Annotated in this window: 15 protein-coding genes, 2 pseudogenes and 1 other annotated feature; of the genes and pseudogenes, 10 read left to right on the forward strand and 7 right to left on the reverse strand. The window is 38.8% G+C overall.

Annotation, left to right across the window (positions count from 1 at the left end):
- Positions 1-518: 518 nt before the first annotated feature.
- Positions 519-1667: a cobalamin-independent methionine synthase II family protein gene (locus BW721_RS01420; protein ID WP_076765446.1), complete on the reverse strand. Its 1149-nt coding sequence runs from the start codon at positions 1665-1667 to the stop codon at positions 519-521.
- Between the two features lie 425 nt (positions 1668-2092).
- Positions 2093-2326, forward strand: a binding site (T-box leader).
- Positions 2327-2392: 66 nt separating this feature from the next.
- Between BW721_RS01420 and BW721_RS01425 the strand changes: the two genes are divergently transcribed.
- Positions 2393-3583, forward strand: a complete 1191-nt coding sequence (locus BW721_RS01425) for a M20 family metallopeptidase (protein WP_076765447.1) — start codon at positions 2393-2395, stop codon at positions 3581-3583.
- A 16-nt stretch (positions 3584-3599) separates the two neighbouring features.
- Here BW721_RS01425 and BW721_RS01430 read toward each other — a convergent pair whose 3' ends face one another.
- The 4 genes and pseudogenes from BW721_RS01430 to BW721_RS01445 all read right to left on the reverse strand — a co-directional run bounded on the left by BW721_RS01430 (position 3600) and on the right by BW721_RS01445 (position 5030).
- Positions 3600-4085, reverse strand: coding sequence for a nucleoside deaminase (locus BW721_RS01430; RefSeq protein WP_076765449.1), 486 nt, complete (start codon positions 4083-4085; stop codon positions 3600-3602).
- A 77-nt stretch (positions 4086-4162) separates the two neighbouring features.
- Positions 4163-4516 (reverse strand): annotated as a pseudogene (locus tag BW721_RS01435) (ATP-binding cassette domain-containing protein); the annotation flags it as partial.
- Between the two features lie 17 nt (positions 4517-4533).
- Positions 4534-4671 (reverse strand): annotated as a pseudogene (locus BW721_RS01440) (winged helix-turn-helix domain-containing protein); the annotation flags it as partial.
- 80 nt (positions 4672-4751) lie between these two features.
- A complete protein-coding gene (locus tag BW721_RS01445) occupies positions 4752-5030 on the reverse strand; it encodes a hypothetical protein (protein ID WP_076765451.1) in 279 nt (92 codons plus the stop codon).
- 266 nt (positions 5031-5296) lie between these two features.
- On the opposite strand from BW721_RS01445, the gene recQ reads away from it, so the two are divergent.
- The 4 genes from recQ to BW721_RS01465 all read left to right on the forward strand — a co-directional run bounded on the left by recQ (position 5297) and on the right by BW721_RS01465 (position 11203).
- Positions 5297-7120, forward strand: coding sequence for a DNA helicase RecQ (recQ, locus tag BW721_RS01450; protein WP_076765453.1), 1824 nt, complete (start codon positions 5297-5299; stop codon positions 7118-7120).
- Positions 7121-7419: 299 nt separating this feature from the next.
- Positions 7420-9003, forward strand: coding sequence for a hypothetical protein (locus BW721_RS01455; RefSeq protein WP_076765455.1), 1584 nt, complete (start codon positions 7420-7422; stop codon positions 9001-9003).
- A gap of 147 nt (positions 9004-9150) precedes the next feature.
- Positions 9151-10116: a tocopherol cyclase family protein gene (locus BW721_RS01460; protein WP_076765456.1), complete on the forward strand. Its 966-nt coding sequence runs from the start codon at positions 9151-9153 to the stop codon at positions 10114-10116.
- Positions 10117-10588: 472 nt separating this feature from the next.
- A complete protein-coding gene (locus BW721_RS01465) occupies positions 10589-11203 on the forward strand; it encodes an NUDIX hydrolase (protein WP_076765458.1) in 615 nt (204 codons plus the stop codon).
- Between the two features lie 34 nt (positions 11204-11237).
- Here the strand turns inward: BW721_RS01465 and BW721_RS01470 are convergent, their stop codons facing one another.
- Complete coding sequence (locus tag BW721_RS01470) at positions 11238-11654, reverse strand: acyl-CoA thioesterase (protein WP_232222932.1); 417 nt, start codon at positions 11652-11654, stop codon at positions 11238-11240.
- Between the two features lie 65 nt (positions 11655-11719).
- The gene (locus BW721_RS01475) at positions 11720-15151 is read right to left on the reverse strand and encodes a pyruvate carboxylase (RefSeq protein WP_076765462.1); all 3432 of its coding nucleotides are present in this window, start codon (positions 15149-15151) and stop codon (positions 11720-11722) included.
- A gap of 275 nt (positions 15152-15426) precedes the next feature.
- On the opposite strand from BW721_RS01475, the gene gcvT reads away from it, so the two are divergent.
- The 5 genes from gcvT (at position 15427) to BW721_RS01500 (ending at position 20573) form a co-directional block, all read left to right on the forward strand.
- Positions 15427-16545, forward strand: coding sequence for a glycine cleavage system aminomethyltransferase GcvT (gcvT, locus tag BW721_RS01480; RefSeq protein WP_076765464.1), 1119 nt, complete (start codon positions 15427-15429; stop codon positions 16543-16545).
- Position 16546: 1 nt separating this feature from the next.
- Positions 16547-16930, forward strand: coding sequence for a glycine cleavage system protein GcvH (gene gcvH / locus BW721_RS01485; RefSeq protein WP_076765466.1), 384 nt, complete (start codon positions 16547-16549; stop codon positions 16928-16930).
- A 3-nt stretch (positions 16931-16933) separates the two neighbouring features.
- Entirely contained in the window at positions 16934-18289 is a 1356-nt protein-coding gene (gcvPA, locus tag BW721_RS01490; RefSeq protein ID WP_076765468.1) for an aminomethyl-transferring glycine dehydrogenase subunit GcvPA, read from the forward strand.
- Positions 18282-19736 (forward strand): aminomethyl-transferring glycine dehydrogenase subunit GcvPB, encoded by a 1455-nt coding sequence (gene gcvPB, locus BW721_RS01495; protein ID WP_076765471.1) that lies wholly within the window; start codon positions 18282-18284, stop codon positions 19734-19736. The genes gcvPA and gcvPB overlap by 8 nt, the downstream gene beginning before the upstream one ends.
- A gap of 138 nt (positions 19737-19874) precedes the next feature.
- On the forward strand, positions 19875-20573 hold the full coding sequence (locus BW721_RS01500) for a hydrolase (RefSeq protein WP_076765473.1): 699 nt from the start codon (positions 19875-19877) through the stop codon (positions 20571-20573).
- Positions 20574-20703 lie beyond the last annotated feature (130 nt).

Below are 20703 nucleotides of genomic sequence, written 5' to 3' on the forward strand. Positions count from 1 at the left end.
CGCGCTTCGCTGCTCGCTAACGCATATCATTCGACTAACCCGCTGAAGCGTGAAGTCTCCTGACAACTCAGGGTCAAATTTCCTATTTTTTCATAGGTCAAGGCGGACTTGTCCGCTTTTCTTACTTATCACTTCATGTGCACAATAAAAAAGAAATGGAAATGGATCTGATGGCTTTTATGAAAGTAAATCGATACAGACTATCTCAGCAACACATAAACTAAAGGAATACTGATTATTATTGGCATTACAGTATTAGTAATGCTGATTCGCCAAATCGTGAAGAAGAGACCAAAAACTAGCCTTAAATAACACAATGGCAATGACATAATCGAAATTTTGATTATGTCATTGCTAATTTTTTTAGCTTCTTTCATTTATCCAAGTGTGCGATACAGCTTCAAAAATTGAGCTGTATCGCACACGTTTACCTTGAATGTCAGATCCAGTTGCTATTTTTTAGGCTGTATCTGACATCGCGACAAAAAGGGCTGGAGAAAATCCCCAGCCCTCTTGTATTATGCCCAATAGCTAGCAGCTATTTTTTGTCCTTGTTTAATTTTAGCCCATTGTTGGTCTTCAGATAGCTCGTTTCCACAGTCACATGATGCAAAACCGCATTGATGTGATAGGAAGAGCTGGTCTTTTGGAAGAATGGTAGCAGCTTTATCTAATAGGTCGTAGACACGTTTCTCGTCATCTAATGATGTTGTTTTACTTGATAGTAAACCAAGAACAACTTCTACATTTGGCTTGTCTTTTAAGACTTCCAATGCAGAAATATCACCTGCACGCTCATCGTCCCACTCTAAGAAGAAGCGGTCATAATGTTGCTCACCTAGGAATTTTTCAGCAATTGCCTTGTATGTCCCATTTGAAGCATGACGGCTTTGGTAGTTACCACGACAGTTGTGAGTCCATACTTTTAAGCCTAATTCATGGCCATAATCAGCCACTTCGTTATTAATGGCAATAAATTCATCTGCTAAGTTCTCTAAGGCATCGTTACCTTGAGTATAGAAGCTCTTATCATTGTCCTCAGCAAATAACTCCCATAAACAGTCATCAAATTGGACAATCTCTCCGCCGGCAGCCTTGTAGTCATCTAGGAATTCCTTGTAAGCATTAATTAAGCCTGCGCGTAGGTCTTCTTTTGTTTTATAAACGTGGTCTTCTCCGAACAACTCGTTAAAGACCGTTAGTTCTGTAAAGGCGTGTGCGGCACCCCAAACAGTAATTTTGGTTTGTTTATCGCCAGCTTGTTCTTTTAGGGTGTTGAAAAGAGTAATAAAATGATGGTTTTTACCTGATAAAGGTGCGTTGATGCGAACACCGATGTCTTTACGTGTTTCAAAGTGACCGCCATCTAAATCTTCAAACGTATAACCCTTATTAGAGATGTAACGCTCAATACCATCTAACCCCCATAGGAAATCCAAATGCCACATTGATCGACCATGCTCGCCATCGGTTAACACATCCACATCGTGTTTTACTTGATCTGCAATGATTTTTTCAATGGCAGCTTGCTCTGTCTCTTTATATCCAGGGAAGGCGTCGTAGAAAGGATATTGAATGCCGTCACGATGTTCAATTTTTGTTTTGTAATCCAATAAGTCTTGTGGGCGAAGTAGGGAACCTACTAGTTGAAATCTTGATGTTGTCATATGTTATTCCTCCGTTTAATGTGATGACGTCATTCTATCAGCACTTTCTAGAAATAGGTAATACTTTAAAAATGGGAGGAGTAATAGTTTTAAGCTATAACATGATTTATAAAAAATGAAATCTGATGATTTTTGTTTCTAAGTTAAATAGATTGGATGATAAACTGACGATTGCTTAAAGGTTGAAAGGAGGACAAATCATGAAACGAGTAACGGAATGGTTGTTAATGATTAGTGGGGAATTGTTGATTTATCAATTATTTAATCATGCGGGAGTTATTATCAATCATTTCGGTACCAGTGGCGGCATTAATTAGTATGATGGTTAAAGATTACCTTGTTTTTAAAGAAAAAAGAAAAAGTCAGTTGACAAGTTCAAAATGATACCCTATAATCTCATTTATATCTAATCGAAAATTAATTTTAGAAAAACGATGAAGAGAAGAGTAGCTTGTCAGCTTTAATCAGTAGAGACCCCGGTTAGGTGAAAAAGGGGATTGAAGACGCAAGTGAAGATGAACTCTGAGTATTCAAAAGGTTAACGCTTTTTGAACGGTCGCAACCGATATATTGCCGAGCTTCAATAGGAGCTAGCGAGGTATTAGTCATGAGGCTGATACGAATTAGGGTGGTAACACGGAACTTAATCCGTCCCTTTGCAGTACGAGTGTGTATTGCAAGGGGACGGTTTTTTTGTATATCAAGATAAAAGGGGAGAAAATATAATGACACATGCTAAAACAATTGAACAAGAGGTAGATGGACGTTTAAATGCTTATAAGGAAATCGCTTTGGCGATTCATGATAAACCAGAAGTGAGTAATTATGAATTCTTTGCTTGCGAAACATTATCAGACAAATTAAAAGCAGAAGGCTTTGAAGTTGAAGTGGATGTTGCAGGTCACAGAACAGGATTTGATGCACGTTATAAGAGCAGTAAACCAGGTCCAACGATTGCGTTCTTAGCAGAATACGATGCCTTGCCAGGGATTGGACATGCATGTGGGCATAATATTTTTGGAACAACGTCTTCTCTAGCTGCTGTTGCTTTAAAGAGTGTGATTGAGGAGATTGGCGGCGAAATTCGCGTTTATGGGACACCTGGTGAAGAGGGTGGCGAGAATGGTAGTGCAAAAGGTAGTTTCGTCAGAGAAGGCTTTTTAAATGACGTCGATGCTGCTTTATGTGTTCACCCTGGTTTTGGCCATGGTTTAACAGGTCCATCTTTAGCGAATGATCCTGTAGATGTTGAATTTTTCGGACGTTCGTCTCATGCTTCTGCAGCGCCTGAAAAAGGAATTAATGCTTTGGATGCCATTATTTTTGTTTACAATGCGGTAAATGCATTACGTCAACACTTAACCGATGATGTGCGTATCCACGGTGTGATTACACATGGTGGCGATGCAGCGAATGTGGTGCCTGACTATGCCAGCGCTCGTTTCTATTTAAGAGCGGCTAGCCGTCCAACATTAAATGATGTTTATGAAAAATTTGAAAACATCGTTAAAGCTGCAGCACTTTCTACAGGAGCAACATATAAATTTGGATTATTCCAAAATAGTGTCGATAATACGGTATTAACGCCAAGCTTTGATGCGATTTATGAAAAACATTTGCTAGCTTATGGTGAAGAAATTACTCAAGAAATCCCTGCAAAGGGTGGTGGTTCAACGGATGTTGGGAATATTAGCCAAGTTGTACCAACCATCCAACCTCATATTAGCATCTCAGATAGTTATATCGCTGGCCATAGTATTGAGTTTAAAGAAGCATCTAGAAGTGAAAAAGGGCTTGATTCGATTGCACTGGGCGCAAAAGTATTAGCTCAAACCGCATATGACTTAATTGTGGATGCAGATTTATTACAAACTATTAAAGAAGAACACGCAGAAAACGTTAAAAATCAAGATTAAAAAAAATGGGTTAGCGCTAAGCTAGCCCATTTTTATGCCTTTCTACATGAAGCTCTTTAACAACTTGCGCTAATTCTGGATCTGGTCCATCAACATGAGCATGGCGAATAACATCTTGAATAGCTAAGGGTTTGACAGGAGAGGGAGCTAGACCCATTTCAGCTAACCAATCTGCTAACTGCGAAGATGAAGAAGCACAAACGATTCGCCCTAAGCCTACCCAGCCATGAGCGGCGGCACACATAGGGCAGTGTTCACCGGAAGTGTAAACCGTTGCTTTTTTCCGTTCATCAGCGGATAGGTGGTTAGCTGCCCAACGCGCAATGGCAAATTCAGGATGCTGTGTGTGGTCGCCACCAGACACATGATTATGATCTTCAAATAAAATTTCGCCTTCTTCAGAAACTAGGAGAGAGCCAAAGGGTTCATCACCGACTGCTAAGGCTTCTTTAGCTAAAGAAATTGCCCGTTTTAGGTAAAATCTGTCTTGTTCACTAATCATAGATGTTAGCCTCCTTATATTGTCTTTATTATAACAAAAAATGAACCACTCCTTAATAGAAGCAGTTCTTTTTTAAATTAAGCAACTTCGAATTGACTGTTGTATAGGTCAGCATAAAATTGACCTTGTTCTACCAAGTCATCATGTGTGCCACTTTCGATTATATCGCCGTCTTTCATAACTAAAATTAAATCAGCATTTTTAATAGTAGATAAACGGTGGGCAATAATGAATGATGTACGGCCAACCATTAATTGGTCCATTGCTTCTTGGATTTTAACTTCTGTACGCGTATCAACAGAACTTGTCGCTTCATCCAAAATCAACATTGGTTTATCCGCAATCATTGCACGTGCAATGGTAATCTGTTGTTTTTGTCCCTCTGAAAGGGAGACTTGATCATTTAAAACCGTATCGTATCCTTTCGATAACCTAATCCACGTACAGATTATAGCTCAAATTCTGGCCAATCTTCAAAACGTTTACGCAGCCGTCCGATATGAACGTTGACGGTTTCCCAACCAGTATTTGAATCAACACCCCAAATGTCATCCATTAATTGGATGCGTGTAAAAATTTTACTAGGTCAGGACTTGGGAGCTAGATAATCCCCTAGTCTGTAAAAAACCCGTTTGACAAGTAAGAACCTGTCAAACGAGCGTTTGATTAAACCGCTGCTTGCCAATCCACTTCATAATAATCATTGCCTTCCTGAATAAATAAAGGGAAGTTAGTCCGATAAATACTACCATTGGGGTCTTGTTCAAGGTACATAACGAACTCATTTGGATAGAGAGATAGTAATTTGGAAAAGACATGGTCTTGATCAATAATAATGGTTTTAATTTCTTGGTCACTTTCAAACCAGTCTGTTTTTAAGTGAAAGTAGGCGCCTGGTGCAATGGTTGTTTCATAACGGCAAATAGTTAAAATCGATTGTGTCATACTCATTCATCCTCTCTAGTTCGGTTATGTTCATTTTATCACAAAATAAGTGTCGCTATAAGCTATTAACAATTATTTTAAAAAAAGGTCAATGATAACAGCTGCTCTCCTCTGACTAATCGTTTCAGCTGATAAGGACGATTGGACAATCAAATTGCCACTTTAAATGACGGATTGAACGGCTTCTTATTTTAATTAGACGAGGATCAGTGAAATTTTTTGTTTTTCATGTATACTAGATAAGTAGAAAATCATGGAGGGAACGAATGAAAACAATACAAAACGTGTTAGAAAGACATTATGGTTTTGATTCTTTCCGACCAGGGCAAGAAAATATAATTGAAGCTATTATGAATGGTGAAGATGCTCTAGCCATCATGCCAACAGGCGGTGGGAAATCTTTGTGTTATCAGATTCCTGCCATTTGTATGCAGGGGACAGCGCTCGTTATTTCTCCCCTCATTTCATTGATGAAAGATCAAGTAGATAGTCTACAGGCCATGGGTGTACGAGCAGGTTATATTAACAGTCAAATGGACAAACATACTTATTTAGATACGATGGATAAAGCCATGTTTGGTTATTATGACTTACTTTACATTGCTCCTGAGCGATTAGATAGTGATCATTTTATGGCGACCATTTCAAACATGCAGATTAACTTGATTGCAGTTGACGAAGCGCACTGTATTTCACAGTGGGGTCAAGACTTTAGACCGAGCTATCAAAATATCCCTCGCTTAAGAGATAGTATGGAATACCCGGTACCATTTGCGGCTTTTACGGCTACAGCGACAACGACAGTAAAAGAAGACATCAAGCGCCAGTTAATATTAACGAAACCGCACGAATATGTTGCCAGTTTTGATCGACCAAATCTGTATTTTTCGGTTATTCCGACTAAGAAGAAATCAGCTGACTTGTTAAAATATGTGAGTGATTCGGAGTCGGCCGTTATTTATTGTAATACTCGGAAAAATGTGGAGACTGTTTACCATAGCTTGGCTAAAAAAGGATTCTCAGTTACCTATTACCATGCGGGTATTCCAGCAGAAGAACGGAATAAAAACCAAGATGATTTTATTTATGACCGCAAATCAATTATGGTCGCGACAAATGCCTTTGGAATGGGGATTGATAAATCAAACGTCCGTAAAGTCATTCACTATAATATGCCACTCGATATGGAAAGCTATTACCAAGAAGCAGGACGAGCTGGACGAGATGGGGCACCTTCAGAGGCTGTTCTCCTTTATTCGAGTCAGGATATTATTACGAATACGTTCTTAATTGAACAAGGAAAGCAACCCCACGCAAAAGAAAAAATGAACCGCATCATTTCCTATTGTAAAACGGGTAAATGTTTAAGACGATATATTTTAAATTATTTTGATGAAGTGCCGAGTTGGGAAACTTGCGATCAATGTTCGAATTGCAATGGTGAAACGGAAACCATGGATGTGACGGTCGAAAGCCAAAAAATCCTATCTTGTATTTACCGCATGAATCAACGTTTTGGAACAGGGATGGTAACGGACGTTTTAAGAGGGAAAAACAATGAGCGTATTAGAAGTATGCATTTTACTCAGTTATCTACGTACGGAATTATGTCTGATTATAAAGATGATACGATTAAAGACATTATCTCATTGCTCATCAGTGAAGGATACCTTGCGCTATCAGGCGATCAATATCCTATTCTTACCCTCACAGCAAAAAGTAACCAATTATTAAAATCGGAAACCACCTTATTAATGACACGAAAAGTAGTGGAAGAGAGTCCTAAAAAAGGTAAAAAAGATCGGGCAGATGTTCAGGATTACAATGAATCTTTATTCGACGAATTACGCCATTTACGTTCTGAAATAGCGAGTGAAATTGGCAAACCACCTTTTATTGTTTTTACTGACCGCTCACTAATTGATATGGCAGCTAAACTCCCTCTAACAGAGGAAGAATTTTTAGATACACATGGCGTCGGGCAGAGTAAATTGGAAGATTATGGGGAAGCCTTTATGACAACCATCTCTGATTTTATCGAAGACAACCAGCTAGATGTTGAAAAGGAACGACAACGAAATAACGACTAAGAGGAGAGGCCGCTAGGTCTCTTTTTTTGTAGACTAGGGGATTATAAGTTCAGCCATCACTGTCTAGCTCCCAAGTCCTGACCTAGTGAAAAAAAGATAAATTTGCCCCATTGCGCGCTTCGCTGCTCGCTAACGCATATCATTCGACTAACCCGCTGAAGCGTGAAGTCTCCTGACAATTCAGGGTCAAATGTCCTATTTTTTCATAGGCCAAGGCGGACTTGTCCGCTTTTCTTATAAAAATAACGTTGGCACAATGAACTATGTTATAATTTTTATAGAAAGAGGTGGAAAAATTAATGAAAAAGTGGCAAACAACGGCTTTAGCTTACGGTGTTCCATTGATTGGTTTTATCATGTATTGGTATTTTTCTCTAACACCATTAACGTTTCAATCGTTAGAATTTTGGATTAACTTATTCATTTATTTTGCTATTAGTGCATTCATTGCTTATACGCTAAACCCAAAAACGAGTGTCGGCGTTATTCGGATAAATGGCGTACTAATGGCATTGGGTGTTTTAGCATTGATAGTGGGAAGTGTGATTAGCTCGCCGATTTTTAGATCGAGAGATTATGCTGGTTTAATCACTCATGAAGAAGGAAATTTTGAAGAAGATGTTAGTATTAATAATCCCAACCAAATTCCAACCATTGACCGTGATATGGCAGAACGCTTGGGAAGCCGTAAGATCGGTGAAGTGTTGGATTTGGTGTCTCAATTTAACGTCTCTAACGAATTTACGCAAATTTCCTATCAGGGCGAATCAGTTCGTGTGTCGCCATTGGAGTATGTGAATGCTTGGCGTTGGTTTAGCAACCGTAGTGACGGTATTCCGCACTATGTCTCAGTTAACATGGTAACAGGCGAGGCTGACTTAGTTGATTTAGATGAAACCATTCGTTATTCTCATTCTGGTTTGTTGAATGATGATATTAGCCGTCATATCTTTTTAAGATACCCGACAACTTTATTTGAGAAACCAGCTTTTGAGGTGGATGAAACCGGTCATCCATACTACATTGCACCGATTGTTGAGCGCCAATTTAGTTTCTTTGGCCCTAAAGATGTTGTGGGTGCCTTTGTCGTGGATGCCGCAACCGGTGATATTGAAAAATATGATTTAGCAGCTATTCCGGAATGGGTAGACCGTGTCTTCCCAGCAGAATTAGTCATGGATCAAATCAACTATAATGGCCAATACCAAAGCGGATATTGGAATAGTGTCGTAACTAAGCGCGGTGTTATTCAAAATGCTGAGGGGTATAATTACTTAGTGATGAACGATGATTTATATCTTTATACTGGCTTAACGTCTGTTGCTTCTGATGAGTCAAATATTGGCTTTTTACTAGTTAATTCACGTACAAAAAAATCCTATCGTTATAATATCTCTACGGCAACTGAATGGAGTGCGATGGAGAGTGCGGAAGGATCTGTTCAGGAAAAAGAATACGACAGTACATTCCCATTACTCTTTAATATGAATGGCAAACCGGTTTACCAGTTGTCACTAAAAGATTCAGCTGGTTTAATTAAACTCTATGCCTTTGTTGATGCCTTGAATTACCAACGCGTTGGAGTCGGTAATAGCTTACAACTAGCTTGGAATGCTTATAACGGCGAGACTGTTACGATTACTGACGAAGCAGATGACGATGAGATTGTTGTAACAGAAGAAGTTACTGGTGAGATTAGTGCCATTGAAGCTGTCGTCATCAATGGTGAAACGCATTATTATTTTACACTAGATAATAATCTTGATCTGGTTTATACCGCTAAAGTTAGCCTTTATAACCAATTGCCTTTTATAAAAGCAGGGGATAGGGTTATCTTAGAAGTAGAACAAACGAACGTAAGAAGTATTCAATTAACAGAATAACTGCTAAATAAGCGTCTCGGAAAATAATCCGATACGCTTATTTTTATTTTGGAGACTCAAGAAGGAACTATGGCTTATTATTTGACAATAAAGGCGGATGTCCATCATAGTTAAGAAAAGAGAAACGAAGAAGGTGGCGTATCAGACATGTGGAGAAAGAATGTTTTGCCTTTCCAAGGAGATAAAAATAAAAGCCCTTACTTTGAAGGTTGGTACTATAAACAAGTTAGCTATGACCAACAGACTGCACTCAGCTTAATAGTGGGAATGAGTGTGACGAAAGAGGATTCTCATAGCTTTATCCAATACATTTTTGTTTCAAAAAATACTCAAGGGGAATCGATCACTAAAACAGGCTATAGTCGCTTTTCTTTAGATGATTTTGTTTATCAAAAAGACCCATTCGTCGTTAAAATTGCGGATAATTTATTTAGCGAAAGTCTCATTTCAGTTCACTTAGAAGATGATGACATCAACATAGCCGGTAACTTGCGTTTAGGAAAATTTCAGGACATTAAGCGAACAGCTTATTCTCCAACTATTATGGGACCTTTTACTTATATCCCTCATATGGAATGCCAGCATGAAGTTGTCAGTATGAGCCATTTTCTAGAAGGGAGTCTGGAAATAAATAATCGCTCTATCGATTTTACAGGCGGAAAAGGCTATATCGAAAAGGATTGGGGGCGGAGTTTTCCAAAAGACTATATTTGGATTCAGAGCAACCATTTCAATGATAACCAACGCAGTTTATTTTTTTCTTATGCCCATATCCCTTTTTATGGCAAAGCTTTTCAAGGCTTTATTTGTAGTTTTTATGACAAGGGAAAAGAGTATCGTTTTGCGACCTACAACGCCAGTAAAATAGCGGTAACCTATCCCTCTGATGTTGCGGTTGCTATTGAGCTTGAAAATACAGAAGGTATACTAAAGTTAAATGCCATTATTAAAACGGAGGGGCAATTGATTGCGCCATTGGAAAGGGGTATGAAAAAAGCAATTAAGGAGGGAATCGAAGGTGAGGTTTATCTTTCCTTCTACAATAAAAAAACGAAACAGACAACTGAGGATAAGGGAATAATGGCAGGTATTGAATTAGTCGACGAATCTTGAAAGGAATAGTAGGATTGAATCAATCAGAAATTGAAACTCAATCGTATTGTCGTGTCTCAGAAAGCGTCCTAAATTTTGAAGTATTGTCCCATCATCAATCAACAGAAGCAGATCGAGTGATTAAGAAAAAGAAGATGTCTTTATTTATGCGACTGCAGAAAAGGGTAAATAAGCGAATCCAAAAGAAATGACTGCTTAGCAAAAATGAGCTATTAAGGGTGACTTGACCGTTTGTTTAGCCGAGATTCTCACTGATCTAAGGGTTGCTTTGACCACTTCCAATCAATTGCAGTTTCATCCGGTAAAATTCTTAACAGCCGTGTTAAATGATTTTATTAAAGGAGGGGCAAAGAATATGAAAAGGGTAGTGAAAAAATGGTAGCAGGTAAACGAACTCCTAAAAAAAGAGATGTTTCGAATTTGAAACATCTCTTTTTGTTTGCTATAATACTTTTAACAGAGGAGGTGCAGCATGTTAGATCAAATAGAAGACGTATTAAGAAATCGTCCGTGTCAGCCATTAGGTAAACAACGTTTTTTCTCAGTTATGTTACCCTTGATTCAACGAGAGGGTGAATGGCATATTTTATATGAAGTGAGAGGGACACATATTTCCCAACCGGGTGAAACTTCATTTCCAGGTGGGGCAGTTGAAGCCAATGAGAGTTTCGAAGAAGCAGCTGTTCGTGAAACCATGGAAGAATTGAATGTTGAACAATCAGATATTCGTGTATTGGGAGAAATTGACTACATTGTTAGTGAGTTTGCAGTCATTCATTGTTTTGTAGGTGTCATTAATAAGCCATTTGACTCAATTCAGTTTAGTAAAGCTGAAGTTGCTAGCATTTTTACGATTCCTCTATCCTATTTTTTAGAAAACCGTCCAACTTATTATGTGTCCGATTATCAATTAAGTCATCCAGAAGATTTCCCTTTTGACCGTATTCCAAATGGGAAAAATTATCAATTTAAAACTGGCCAACATCTGATTCCGTTCTATGATTTGAATGGGCATTCATTATGGGGCTTTACCGCGAATTTAACAGATCATTTTGTAGAAATATTAGAAGAAAATAAAACCAAGTAATTGAGCAAACTGACTCGATTACTTGGTTTTATTTTTACTTACTAGCATCTAAAAAGAGTTGATGAATGACTGGCGCTGTTCTTTTCAATGAAACAGGACGTCCAGCTTCATTTAGGAAGCAATGTAGGCTCGAACCCCTTGTTCGCAAATCACCTGTTTCTTTATCAGTAATCTGATAGTCCAAAGCCAGCTTCACACCGTTATACGAGCTAATAGTTATTTGAATAATAACTGTTTCGCCAAAACGAACCATGGATTTATAGTCAGCTGAAACAGAAAGAACAGGGATGATAACTCCCATTTTTTCCATTTGGTCGTAGCTCATTCCCAATTGATCCATAAAGTCAATGCGGGCTTCTTCAAACCAACGAATATAGTTCGAGTGGTGGATAATTCTCATTTGGTCAGTCTCATAATATTGGGTTTTATGTTTATAAAAATGCTTATTCAACAGGCAAAACTCCTTCAATAAAAAAATCGGGCTCATCTCATTTTAAATGAGTGAACCCAATTTTGCTATTTTTTAGCAATCTCAATTAATAAATCGCCAGCATCAATTTGATCACCTTCGATAACGTAGAACTGATCAGCGATACCATTGGCAGATGAACGAATGGTTGTTTCCATTTTCATCGCTTCTGTAATCACTAATGGATCACCTTTACGAACACGGTCACCTTTTTTAACTAAGAATTCTAGAACAGACCCTGGCATAGTTGCGGCAACGTGTTGTTTGTTCGTTGGTTCAGCTTTTTTACGAATGGCTTTTGTTGATGTAATACTTGCATCTTTCACTAAGACTTCACGGCCCTGACCGTTCAGTTCAAAGTAAACGACACGTTTACCTTCAGCGTCAGGTTCACCAACTTGGTTGAGTTTGACAATCAAAGTTTTACCTTTTTCAATGGTTACTTCAATCTGCTCACCAGGGCGCATACCGTGGAAGAAGGTTGGTGTATCAAGTTTTGTAATGTCACCATAAGCGTCATGGGTTTGTACGTAGCCAAGGAAGACTTCTGGATACATTAAGTATGAAAGGACATCCTCTTCGCTCGGTTCCCATGATATCTTATCAGACAATTCATTTTTAAGGGCATCAAAATCAATTGGCTCACGTAGACTACCAGGGCGGTCAGTTAACGGTGCTTCATCTTTCAAGATAATTGCTTGAAGTTTTTCAGGGAAGCCACCTACTGGTTGACCTAAGTCACCTTTGAAGAAACTGACAACCGAAGCAGGGAAGTCAATTTCAAGCCCTTTCTCATAAACATCTTCTTCAGATAAATCATTTTGAACCATAAATAGGGCCATATCGCCGACTACTTTCGAAGAAGGTGTTACTTTAACGATGTCACCAAACATGTCATTAACCACGGAATAACGTTCTTTTACTGTATCCCACTGGTCCTCTAAACCAACAGCTTTTGCTTGTTGTTGCAAGTTAGTATATTGACCACCAGGCATTTGATGGTTGTATACCTCTGTTGACGTTGTATGGATACCCGCTTCGAAAATATCGTAGTATTTACGTGTATCTTCCCAATAGCGGTTAATTTGTTGAACATTATTAATATTTAATTCAGGTGCACGTTTTGTTCCCTCGAGTGCATAGTAGAAACTACTCATCGAAGGTTGACTAGTTGTGCCACTCATCGCGCTTTGTGCAACGTCGACAATATCAACGCCAGCACGTGTTGCAGCAGCCAATGTATAAATACCATTGCCACTTGTATCGTGAGTATGTAAATGAATTGGTAAGGAAATTGTTTCTTTCAGCTCTGATACTAAGCGATAAGCTGCTTGTGGTTTTAATAAACCTGCCATATCTTTAATAGCAATAATATGGGCACCTAAACTTTCCAATTCTTTCGCCATATTTTTGTAGTAGTCAACAGTATATTTTGTTTCAGTTGGATCGTTGATATCACCTGTATAACAGATAGCCGTTTCAGCAATCTTACCCGTATCACGAACAAATTGGATACTTTTCTCCATTTGTTTCGTCCAGTTTAAACTATCAAAAATACGGAAAACATCGATGCCATTTTTAGCTGCTGCTTGAATAAAGGCTTCAATGCCATTATCAGGATAGTTTTGATAACCAACAGCATTTGATCCACGGAACAACATTTGGAAGAGAGTATTCGGCATTAATTGACGTAAACGGGCTAAACGTTCCCAAGGGTCTTCGTTTAGGAAGCGATAGGCCACGTCAAAGGTTGCGCCTCCCCACATCTCGTTAGAGAACAATTGTGGGATTCCTGCTTGTGTTGATTCTGCGATAGTTAATAAATCATTTGTCCGAATACGCGTAGCTAGTAAACTTTGATGAGCATCACGGAAAGTCGTATCAGTTAGTAAGACATTTTCTTGTTCTAATACCCATTTACTTACGGCATCGGCGCCTTTTTCATCTAATATCATTTTAGCTGTAATGATTTTTTTCTCAGGTAGTTGAATGTTTTCTGGTAAACGTGGTGTTTCATAGAATTTCTTTTCGCCACGAGGAATACCAGGGAAGCCATTGACAGTAATATTAGAAATATAAGACAGTGTTTTATTACCACGGTTCAATGTTTTCGGGAAAACAAACAAGTCAGGTGTTGAATCGATAAAAGTTGTTTTCGCATCGCCTGAAATAAATTCAGGGTGACGAATCACATTTCTTAAAAATGGAATATTCGTTTTAACGCCACGAATACGGAATTCTGTCAGCGCACGGTCCATTTTTTTGATCGCTTGCTGGAAGTTCAAGGAATGTACACAAGCCTTAACGAGCAATGAGTCGAAGAAAGGTGTGACAACTGTACCTTGGAAACCATTACCCGAGTCGAGACGGATTCCGAAACCACCTGGAGAACGGTAGGTATTAATTTTCCCAGTGTCAGGGAAGAAGTTATTCAATGGATCTTCTGTTGTAATACGACACTGAATAGCTGCACCAATCAATGGAATATTAGCTTGCTCAGGAATTTGAATATCTTTATGGATATCAAGTCCTTGGGCAATTTGAATTTGGGCTTGAACAATATCAATACCTGTAATTAATTCTGTAATAGTATGCTCAACTTGAACACGTGGGTTAACTTCAATGAAGTAGAATTTATCTCCCTCAACGAGAAACTCAACCGTTCCAGCATTCACATAGCCAACATGTTGCATTAATTGTAAAGCAGATTCACAAATCTCATTACGTAGGTCGTCTGACATATTGATACAAGGCGCAACTTCAACCACTTTTTGGTGGCGGCGTTGAACTGAACAGTCACGTTCATAAAGGTGAACGACATTGCCATGTATGTCCCCTAAAATTTGAACCTCAATATGTTTCGGATTACTGATGTATTTTTCAACGTAAATTTCATCACTACCAAATGATGATAGAGCTTCACTTTTAGCACGGTTAAAGCCTTCAATTGCTTCTTCATCGGAATGAGCGACACGCATACCACGTCCACCACCACCAAGTGCGGCCTTAATAATAATTGGATAGCCATGCTCGTTTCCAAATGCCACGACATCATCAACTGATGAGACAGGACCGTCAGAACCAGGAATCGCTTGAATACCCGCAGCTACAGCAGCTTTTTTTGCCTTAATTTTGTCTCCAAAAATATCTAAGTGTTCTAATTTAGGACCGATGAAAATAATACCTTCTTCTTGACAACGGCGTGCAAAGTCGATGTTTTCAGATAGGAATCCATAGCCAGGATGAATGGCTTCTGCACCGGAGTCTTTTGCGATTTTAATAAGTCCTTCAATGTCTAAATAGGCTTCAATTGGTTTCTTGCCTTCTCCAACAAGATACGCTTCATCAGCTTTAAAGCGGTGAACAGCACCAGCATCTTCTTGTGCATATACACCAACTGTTGAAATGTCCAACTCGCTTAATGCTCTAAAAATACGGATGGCAATTTCACCACGGTTAGCTACTAATACTTTTTTCACAGTTCCACCTCTTACCATAATAATTTTGATATTTATCCATTTTAACAGAAAAATGATTTTAATTAAAATTTAATCATAAATTTAAGAAAATGTTATTTTACTATTCTACTATGAAACAATTTGTCCTACAATAGAAAATGTGTGTGAAATGGAGAAGTAAATCTCTTTTTTGATACATCGTATATAGTCCATCATTGATAGAATATGCTAAAATAGAGAAAATCACAATAGAATAAAGACTTTATTTGCTGAGAAGCAGATGGGAGGAGGAAGAAATGACTGAGCTAAGACAAACGCCCCTTTTTGATTATTATCAAAAAAATCAGGTGAAACTTGTTGATTTCGGTGGATGGGCAATGCCTATTCAGTTTACTGGGATCATTAAGGAACATGAGGCTGTAAGAGAGCGATTAGGATTATTTGATTGTTCTCATATGGGGGAAATTGAGGTAAGCGGTAGTGGAGCAGAAGCCTATTTGAATCATTTAGTCACTAATAACGTGAGTAAGATGACTGATGGGTCAGTGCAATATAATATTATTTGTCAAGAAAATGGCGGTGCCATTGATGATGTGATGATTTATCGCTTTAATCAAGAAAAATTTGTGGTGGTGCCAAATGCATCTAACGCCGATCGCGTGTGGACATGGATGGGAAGCTATCTAACTGAGGATGCGCAGATTGAAAATAAAACAGCTGCAATTGGTCTGATTGCTGTACAAGGACCTTTAGCAGAAAGTGTGCTCCAGTCATTAACAGACCAAGCTTTGTCAGAGATAGGCCGTCATCGTTTTATTGAAGACGTACGTATTGCGGATTACCGCTTATCATTTATATCAAGAACAGGTTATACGGGGGAAGATGGGTTTGAACTTTACTTGCCTGCGGAAGACACAACTGCCGTATGGGAAGAAATACTAAAAGCCAGTGAAGCTGTTGGCGGATTAGCTTGTGGGTTAGGTGCACGAGATACCCTAAGACTCGAAGCAGGATTGCCTTTATATGGGCAAGAATTATCAGAAGATATTTCGCCGATTATGGCTGGAGTAGGATTTGCTGTTAAAACCAAAAAAGCAGCAGCTTTTATTGGTCAATCAGCTTTACGACAACAAAGAGAAGAAGGCACAACTCATAAAGTAGTTGGCTTTGACGTTTTAGAACGTGGCATTCCTCGTCATGGTTACACCGTATTGAATCAGGATGGTCATCCGATTGGAGAAGTGACATCCGGTACACAGTCACCAACTTTGAAAAAAGGGATTGGTATGGCTTTAATACAAAGTGATCATAGTGAAATTGGAACAGATATTCTAATTGAAATTAGAAATAAAACTGTGGCAGCTAAAGTAACGAGTAAAACATTTCTAAATGAACAAACACTTAGGAGGAATTAAAATGGCAGAACAAAAAACATATTATACAGAGGAACATGAATGGGTAACACTGATTGACGAAAACGTTGCACGAGTAGGTATTACAGACCATGCACAAAGTCAATTAGGTGATATTGTCTTTATTGATTTTATTGCTGAACTAGGCGATATTGCAGCAGGCGATGACATTGTAACGGTTGAATCTGTTAAGTCAGTATCAGATGTTTATGCACCTGTATCGGGAGAAATTACAAAACAAAATGTTGTTTTAAATGACAGCCCAGAAACAGTTAATGATTCTGCTATGGAAGATGGATGGATGATTGAAATTGTCTTATCTGACCTTAGTGAACTTGATAAATTAATGGATTTAGAAGCTTACCAAACATTTGTGGAGGAGGAATAAGTAATGACTGATCAGTTCTTCCGTTATTTACCTGATACAGAAGAAGATATTAAGGACATGCTTGAAACGATTGGTGTCGAAACCATTGACGGTTTATTTGCAGATATTCCGCAAGACATTCGACTGACTGAAGAGCTTGCTATTCCACAGCCCCTATCTGAAGGAGAGCTATTGCGTCATATGCAAAAGCTAGCAGCAAAGAATACAAGTTCAAATGAAATGCCTATTTTCCTAGGAGCAGGAAGCTACGACCATATGATTCCATCTGTTGTTGATGCGGTTATCTCACGGTCAGAATTCTATACGGCTTATACGCCTTATCAGGCTGAGGCGAGTCAAGGTGAATTACAAGCTATTTTTGAATTCCAAACGATGATGAGTGAATTAACAGGAATGGCAGTAACGAACTCGTCATTATACGATGGCTTTGCTTCTCTAGGAGAAGCAGTTGGCTTAGCACAAGCGGCAACTAAGAAAAAACGCATTCTAATTTCGCAGGCTGTTCATCCTCAAGCACGTGAAGTGATTGAAACTGCTTCACCGGGTAGAGGAACTGACATGATTACGATTCCCCTTTTAAAAGATAAAACAGACTTAGAAGCTTTGAAAAAAGAACTAGACGATGAGACAGCTGCTGTAGTCATTCAATATCCTAACTTCTTTGGAACAATTGAAGATTTGGCAGCTGTGAAAGACTTATTAGCTGATAGTAAAGCACGCTTTATTGTACTAGCTAACCCATTAGCACTTGCTTTATTAGAAGCACCGGGACATTTAGGAGCTGACATTGTTGTTGGAGATACGCAACCATTTGGCTTGTCAATGTCTTATGGCGGTCCACATTGTGGTTACTTCTCTGTAAACAAGGCAGATGTTCGCCGTGTTCCCGGTAGAATGGTCGGCGAAACAGTCGATTCAGAAGGTAAGCGTGGCTTTGTATTAACGTTACAAAGTCGTGAACAGCATATTCGTCGTGAAAAAGCGACCTCATATATGTCCTCAAATCAAGCATTGAATGCACTAGCATCAGCAGTTTTCATGTCTTCTTTAGGCAAGCAAGGCATTCAAGACATGGCACAACTTAATGTAAATAAAGCAGGCTACTTAGCTGATCAATTGAAAGAAAAAGGCTTTTCAATTATGAATGATGGTCCATTCTTTAATGAATTTGTTGTGGAATTACCATTTTCAGCTGACCATGCCAATGCTAAGTTATTAGAAATGGGTATTATTGGTGGTTATTCATTGGCGAATGATTACAAGAAACCTAACCATCTTTTAGTTTGTGCAACAGAGAAGCGAACAAAAGCTGAATTAGATCAATTTGTTGCTATTTTAGGAGGGTTACGTCATGAATAAACAACCATTAATTTTTGAATTAAGTCGTTCAGGCCGAGTTGGCTATAGTTTACCTCAGTCAGATGTAGCTGAAAAAAAATTAGCAGACCATCTGCCAGCCCACTTAGTTCGTAAAGAGGCCGCTCGCTTGCCTGAAGTGAGTGAACTACAGTTAATGCGCCATTACACACAGCTTTCTCATCAAAACTTTGGTGTTGAAAATGGCTTTTACCCATTAGGCTCTTGTACGATGAAATACAATCCTAAAATAAATGAAGTAACAGCACGCTTAGATGGTTTTGCAAACATCCATCCATTGCAACCTGCTAGTACGGTTCAAGGTGCCTTGCAATTGATGCATGAGCTACAAGAAGACTTAAAAGTTGTCACTGGCATGGATGCTGTTTCGCTTCAACCTGCTGCTGGTGCTCATGGTGAGTGGACAGGACTGATGATGGTTCGTGCCTATCATGAAAAAAATGGTCAGAGTCAACGAACGAAAGTCATTGTACCCGATAGTGCTCATGGAACTAACCCATCGAGCGCAAATATCGCTGGTTACGATGTGATTAGTATTCCAACTAATGACAAGGGACTTGTTGATACAGTTGCTTTGAGAGAAAAGGTTGGCGATGACACAGCGGCATTAATGTTAACCAATCCAAATACGCTAGGCCTATTCGAAAAAGACATTGTTGAAATTGCAGCGATTGTCCATGAAGCAGGCGGATTAGTTTATTACGATGGTGCCAACTTAAATGCGATCATGTCTAAAACGTCACCTGGTTTAATGGGATTCGATATTGTGCATTTAAACTTGCATAAAACCTTCTCAACGCCTCACGGTGGTGGTGGACCTGGTGCTGGCCCTGTGGGTGTTAAAAAACACATTATCCCATTTTTGCCCGTTCCTAGAATTGAGAAAAAGGAAAAGACCTACGAACTTGTTACTGACTTTCCAGATACCATTGGTCGCGTAAAAGCTTATTATGGTAACTTTGGTGTTCTTGTTCGTGCCTATACTTATATTCGTACAATGGGACCAGTAGGATTGAGAAAAGCATCAGAAAGTGCAGTTCTCCATGCCAACTATTTAGCTGCTCGCTTGAAAGATACCTATCACTTGCCATATGATTATATTTGCAAGCATGAGTTTGTATTATCAGGAACGCTTCAGAAGAAATTAGGTGTTCGAACAGCTGATATTGCTAAACGTTTGCTTGACTATAATTTCTATGCGCCAACTGTATATTTCCCATTAATCGTTGAAGAAGCGATGATGATCGAACCAACGGATACAGAATCGAAAGAAACATTAGACGAATTTGTTGAAACAATGATTGCGATTGCGGAAGAAGTCCGTCAAACGCCTGAATTAGTTCAAGAAGCACCTCATAGTCAACCAGTCACACGTCTGGATGAAACGCGTGCAGCACGTCAAATTAAAGTAAATTACTTTGCCGAGTAATTAATTTAAGAAGAAAGAATTGATCACAAACTGGTCAATTCTTTCTTCTTTTTTAACATTATTCACTTACCAAATGCTAGTCAGTTCAGGAAATATCAACTATAATAACACTATGAAAAGAAAGAAAGGAGCGTGTTTATGGCTAGAGAAAAGAAACATATTCCTGGCGTTATTAGTGACCTTCGTAAAGACATTGTAGAAGTTCCTGAGGTTATAACAAAATGTAGTGGTATTAACATAAACGGACGAAAATTAAAGTCCTTTTTATTTACAACGGATATTGCCATTATCTGTAACACAGATGCAGATGCGGTTTTAGCCGTTTATTCTTTTACACCACATCCTGGTATTATTCAAGCCATTACATCAGTGGCAGCCATGCCTGTTATTGCTGGAGTTGGCGGTGGCAAAACAAATGGTGCACGTTCAGCTAATATCAGTTTATTTGCTGAATCGTTAGGTGCAACAGCTGTCGTTGTAAACGGACCAACACCTGTAGAAACGATTCGTATGATTAATAATATGGTTGATGTTCCCGTTATTGCAACGGTTGTGTCGGACTATACTGATATTCAAGAAAAAATTGATGCTGGAGCTGATATTTTAAATGTGAGTGGTGGGGCGAATACGGTTGAAATTGTGAAGAACATTCGCAAGGACTATCCAACAATCCCAATTATTGCAACAGGTGGTCGAACAGACGAACAAATTTTAGCAACCATTGAAGCAGGTGCTAATGCAATTTCTTACACACCTCCTTCAGTAGCGGATATGTTTAAGAAAAAGATGGAAGAATACCGCGAAGTTGAAAAAGAAAAATTCGAAGAAGAAGCGTAATATAGGATGACACACTGGCTGGAAGTTTTTACTTCTAGCCCGTTTTTTTATTATCTAATTGACAGTTGGGTGTATGGTGCATATAATACAGTTAACAAGAGATGTGTATTAAGCGGTTGATACATAGAAA

This window comes from Jeotgalibaca sp. PTS2502 (assembly GCF_001975685.1).
Taxonomy (GTDB): Bacteria; Bacillota; Bacilli; order Lactobacillales; family Aerococcaceae; genus Jeotgalibaca; species Jeotgalibaca arthritidis.

What these genes read in the sequence shown, in the direction of transcription:
- BW721_RS01420 (WP_076765446.1), bottom strand. Translation starts at nt 1,667, where the DNA reads ATGACAACATCAAGATTTCAACTAGTAGGTTCCCTACTTCGCCCACAA.
- BW721_RS01425 (WP_076765447.1), top strand. Translation starts at nt 2,393, where the DNA reads ATGACACATGCTAAAACAATTGAACAAGAGGTAGATGGACGTTTAAAT.
- BW721_RS01430 (WP_076765449.1), bottom strand. Translation starts at nt 4,085, where the DNA reads ATGATTAGTGAACAAGACAGATTTTACCTAAAACGGGCAATTTCTTTA.
- BW721_RS01445 (WP_076765451.1), bottom strand. Translation starts at nt 5,030, where the DNA reads ATGACACAATCGATTTTAACTATTTGCCGTTATGAAACAACCATTGCA.
- recQ (WP_076765453.1), top strand. Translation starts at nt 5,297, where the DNA reads ATGAAAACAATACAAAACGTGTTAGAAAGACATTATGGTTTTGATTCT.
- BW721_RS01455 (WP_076765455.1), top strand. Translation starts at nt 7,420, where the DNA reads ATGAAAAAGTGGCAAACAACGGCTTTAGCTTACGGTGTTCCATTGATT.
- BW721_RS01460 (WP_076765456.1), top strand. Translation starts at nt 9,151, where the DNA reads ATGTGGAGAAAGAATGTTTTGCCTTTCCAAGGAGATAAAAATAAAAGC.
- BW721_RS01465 (WP_076765458.1), top strand. Translation starts at nt 10,589, where the DNA reads ATGTTAGATCAAATAGAAGACGTATTAAGAAATCGTCCGTGTCAGCCA.
- gcvT (WP_076765464.1), top strand. Translation starts at nt 15,427, where the DNA reads ATGACTGAGCTAAGACAAACGCCCCTTTTTGATTATTATCAAAAAAAT.
- gcvH (WP_076765466.1), top strand. Translation starts at nt 16,547, where the DNA reads ATGGCAGAACAAAAAACATATTATACAGAGGAACATGAATGGGTAACA.
- gcvPA (WP_076765468.1), top strand. Translation starts at nt 16,934, where the DNA reads ATGACTGATCAGTTCTTCCGTTATTTACCTGATACAGAAGAAGATATT.
- gcvPB (WP_076765471.1), top strand. Translation starts at nt 18,282, where the DNA reads ATGAATAAACAACCATTAATTTTTGAATTAAGTCGTTCAGGCCGAGTT.
- BW721_RS01500 (WP_076765473.1), top strand. Translation starts at nt 19,875, where the DNA reads ATGGCTAGAGAAAAGAAACATATTCCTGGCGTTATTAGTGACCTTCGT.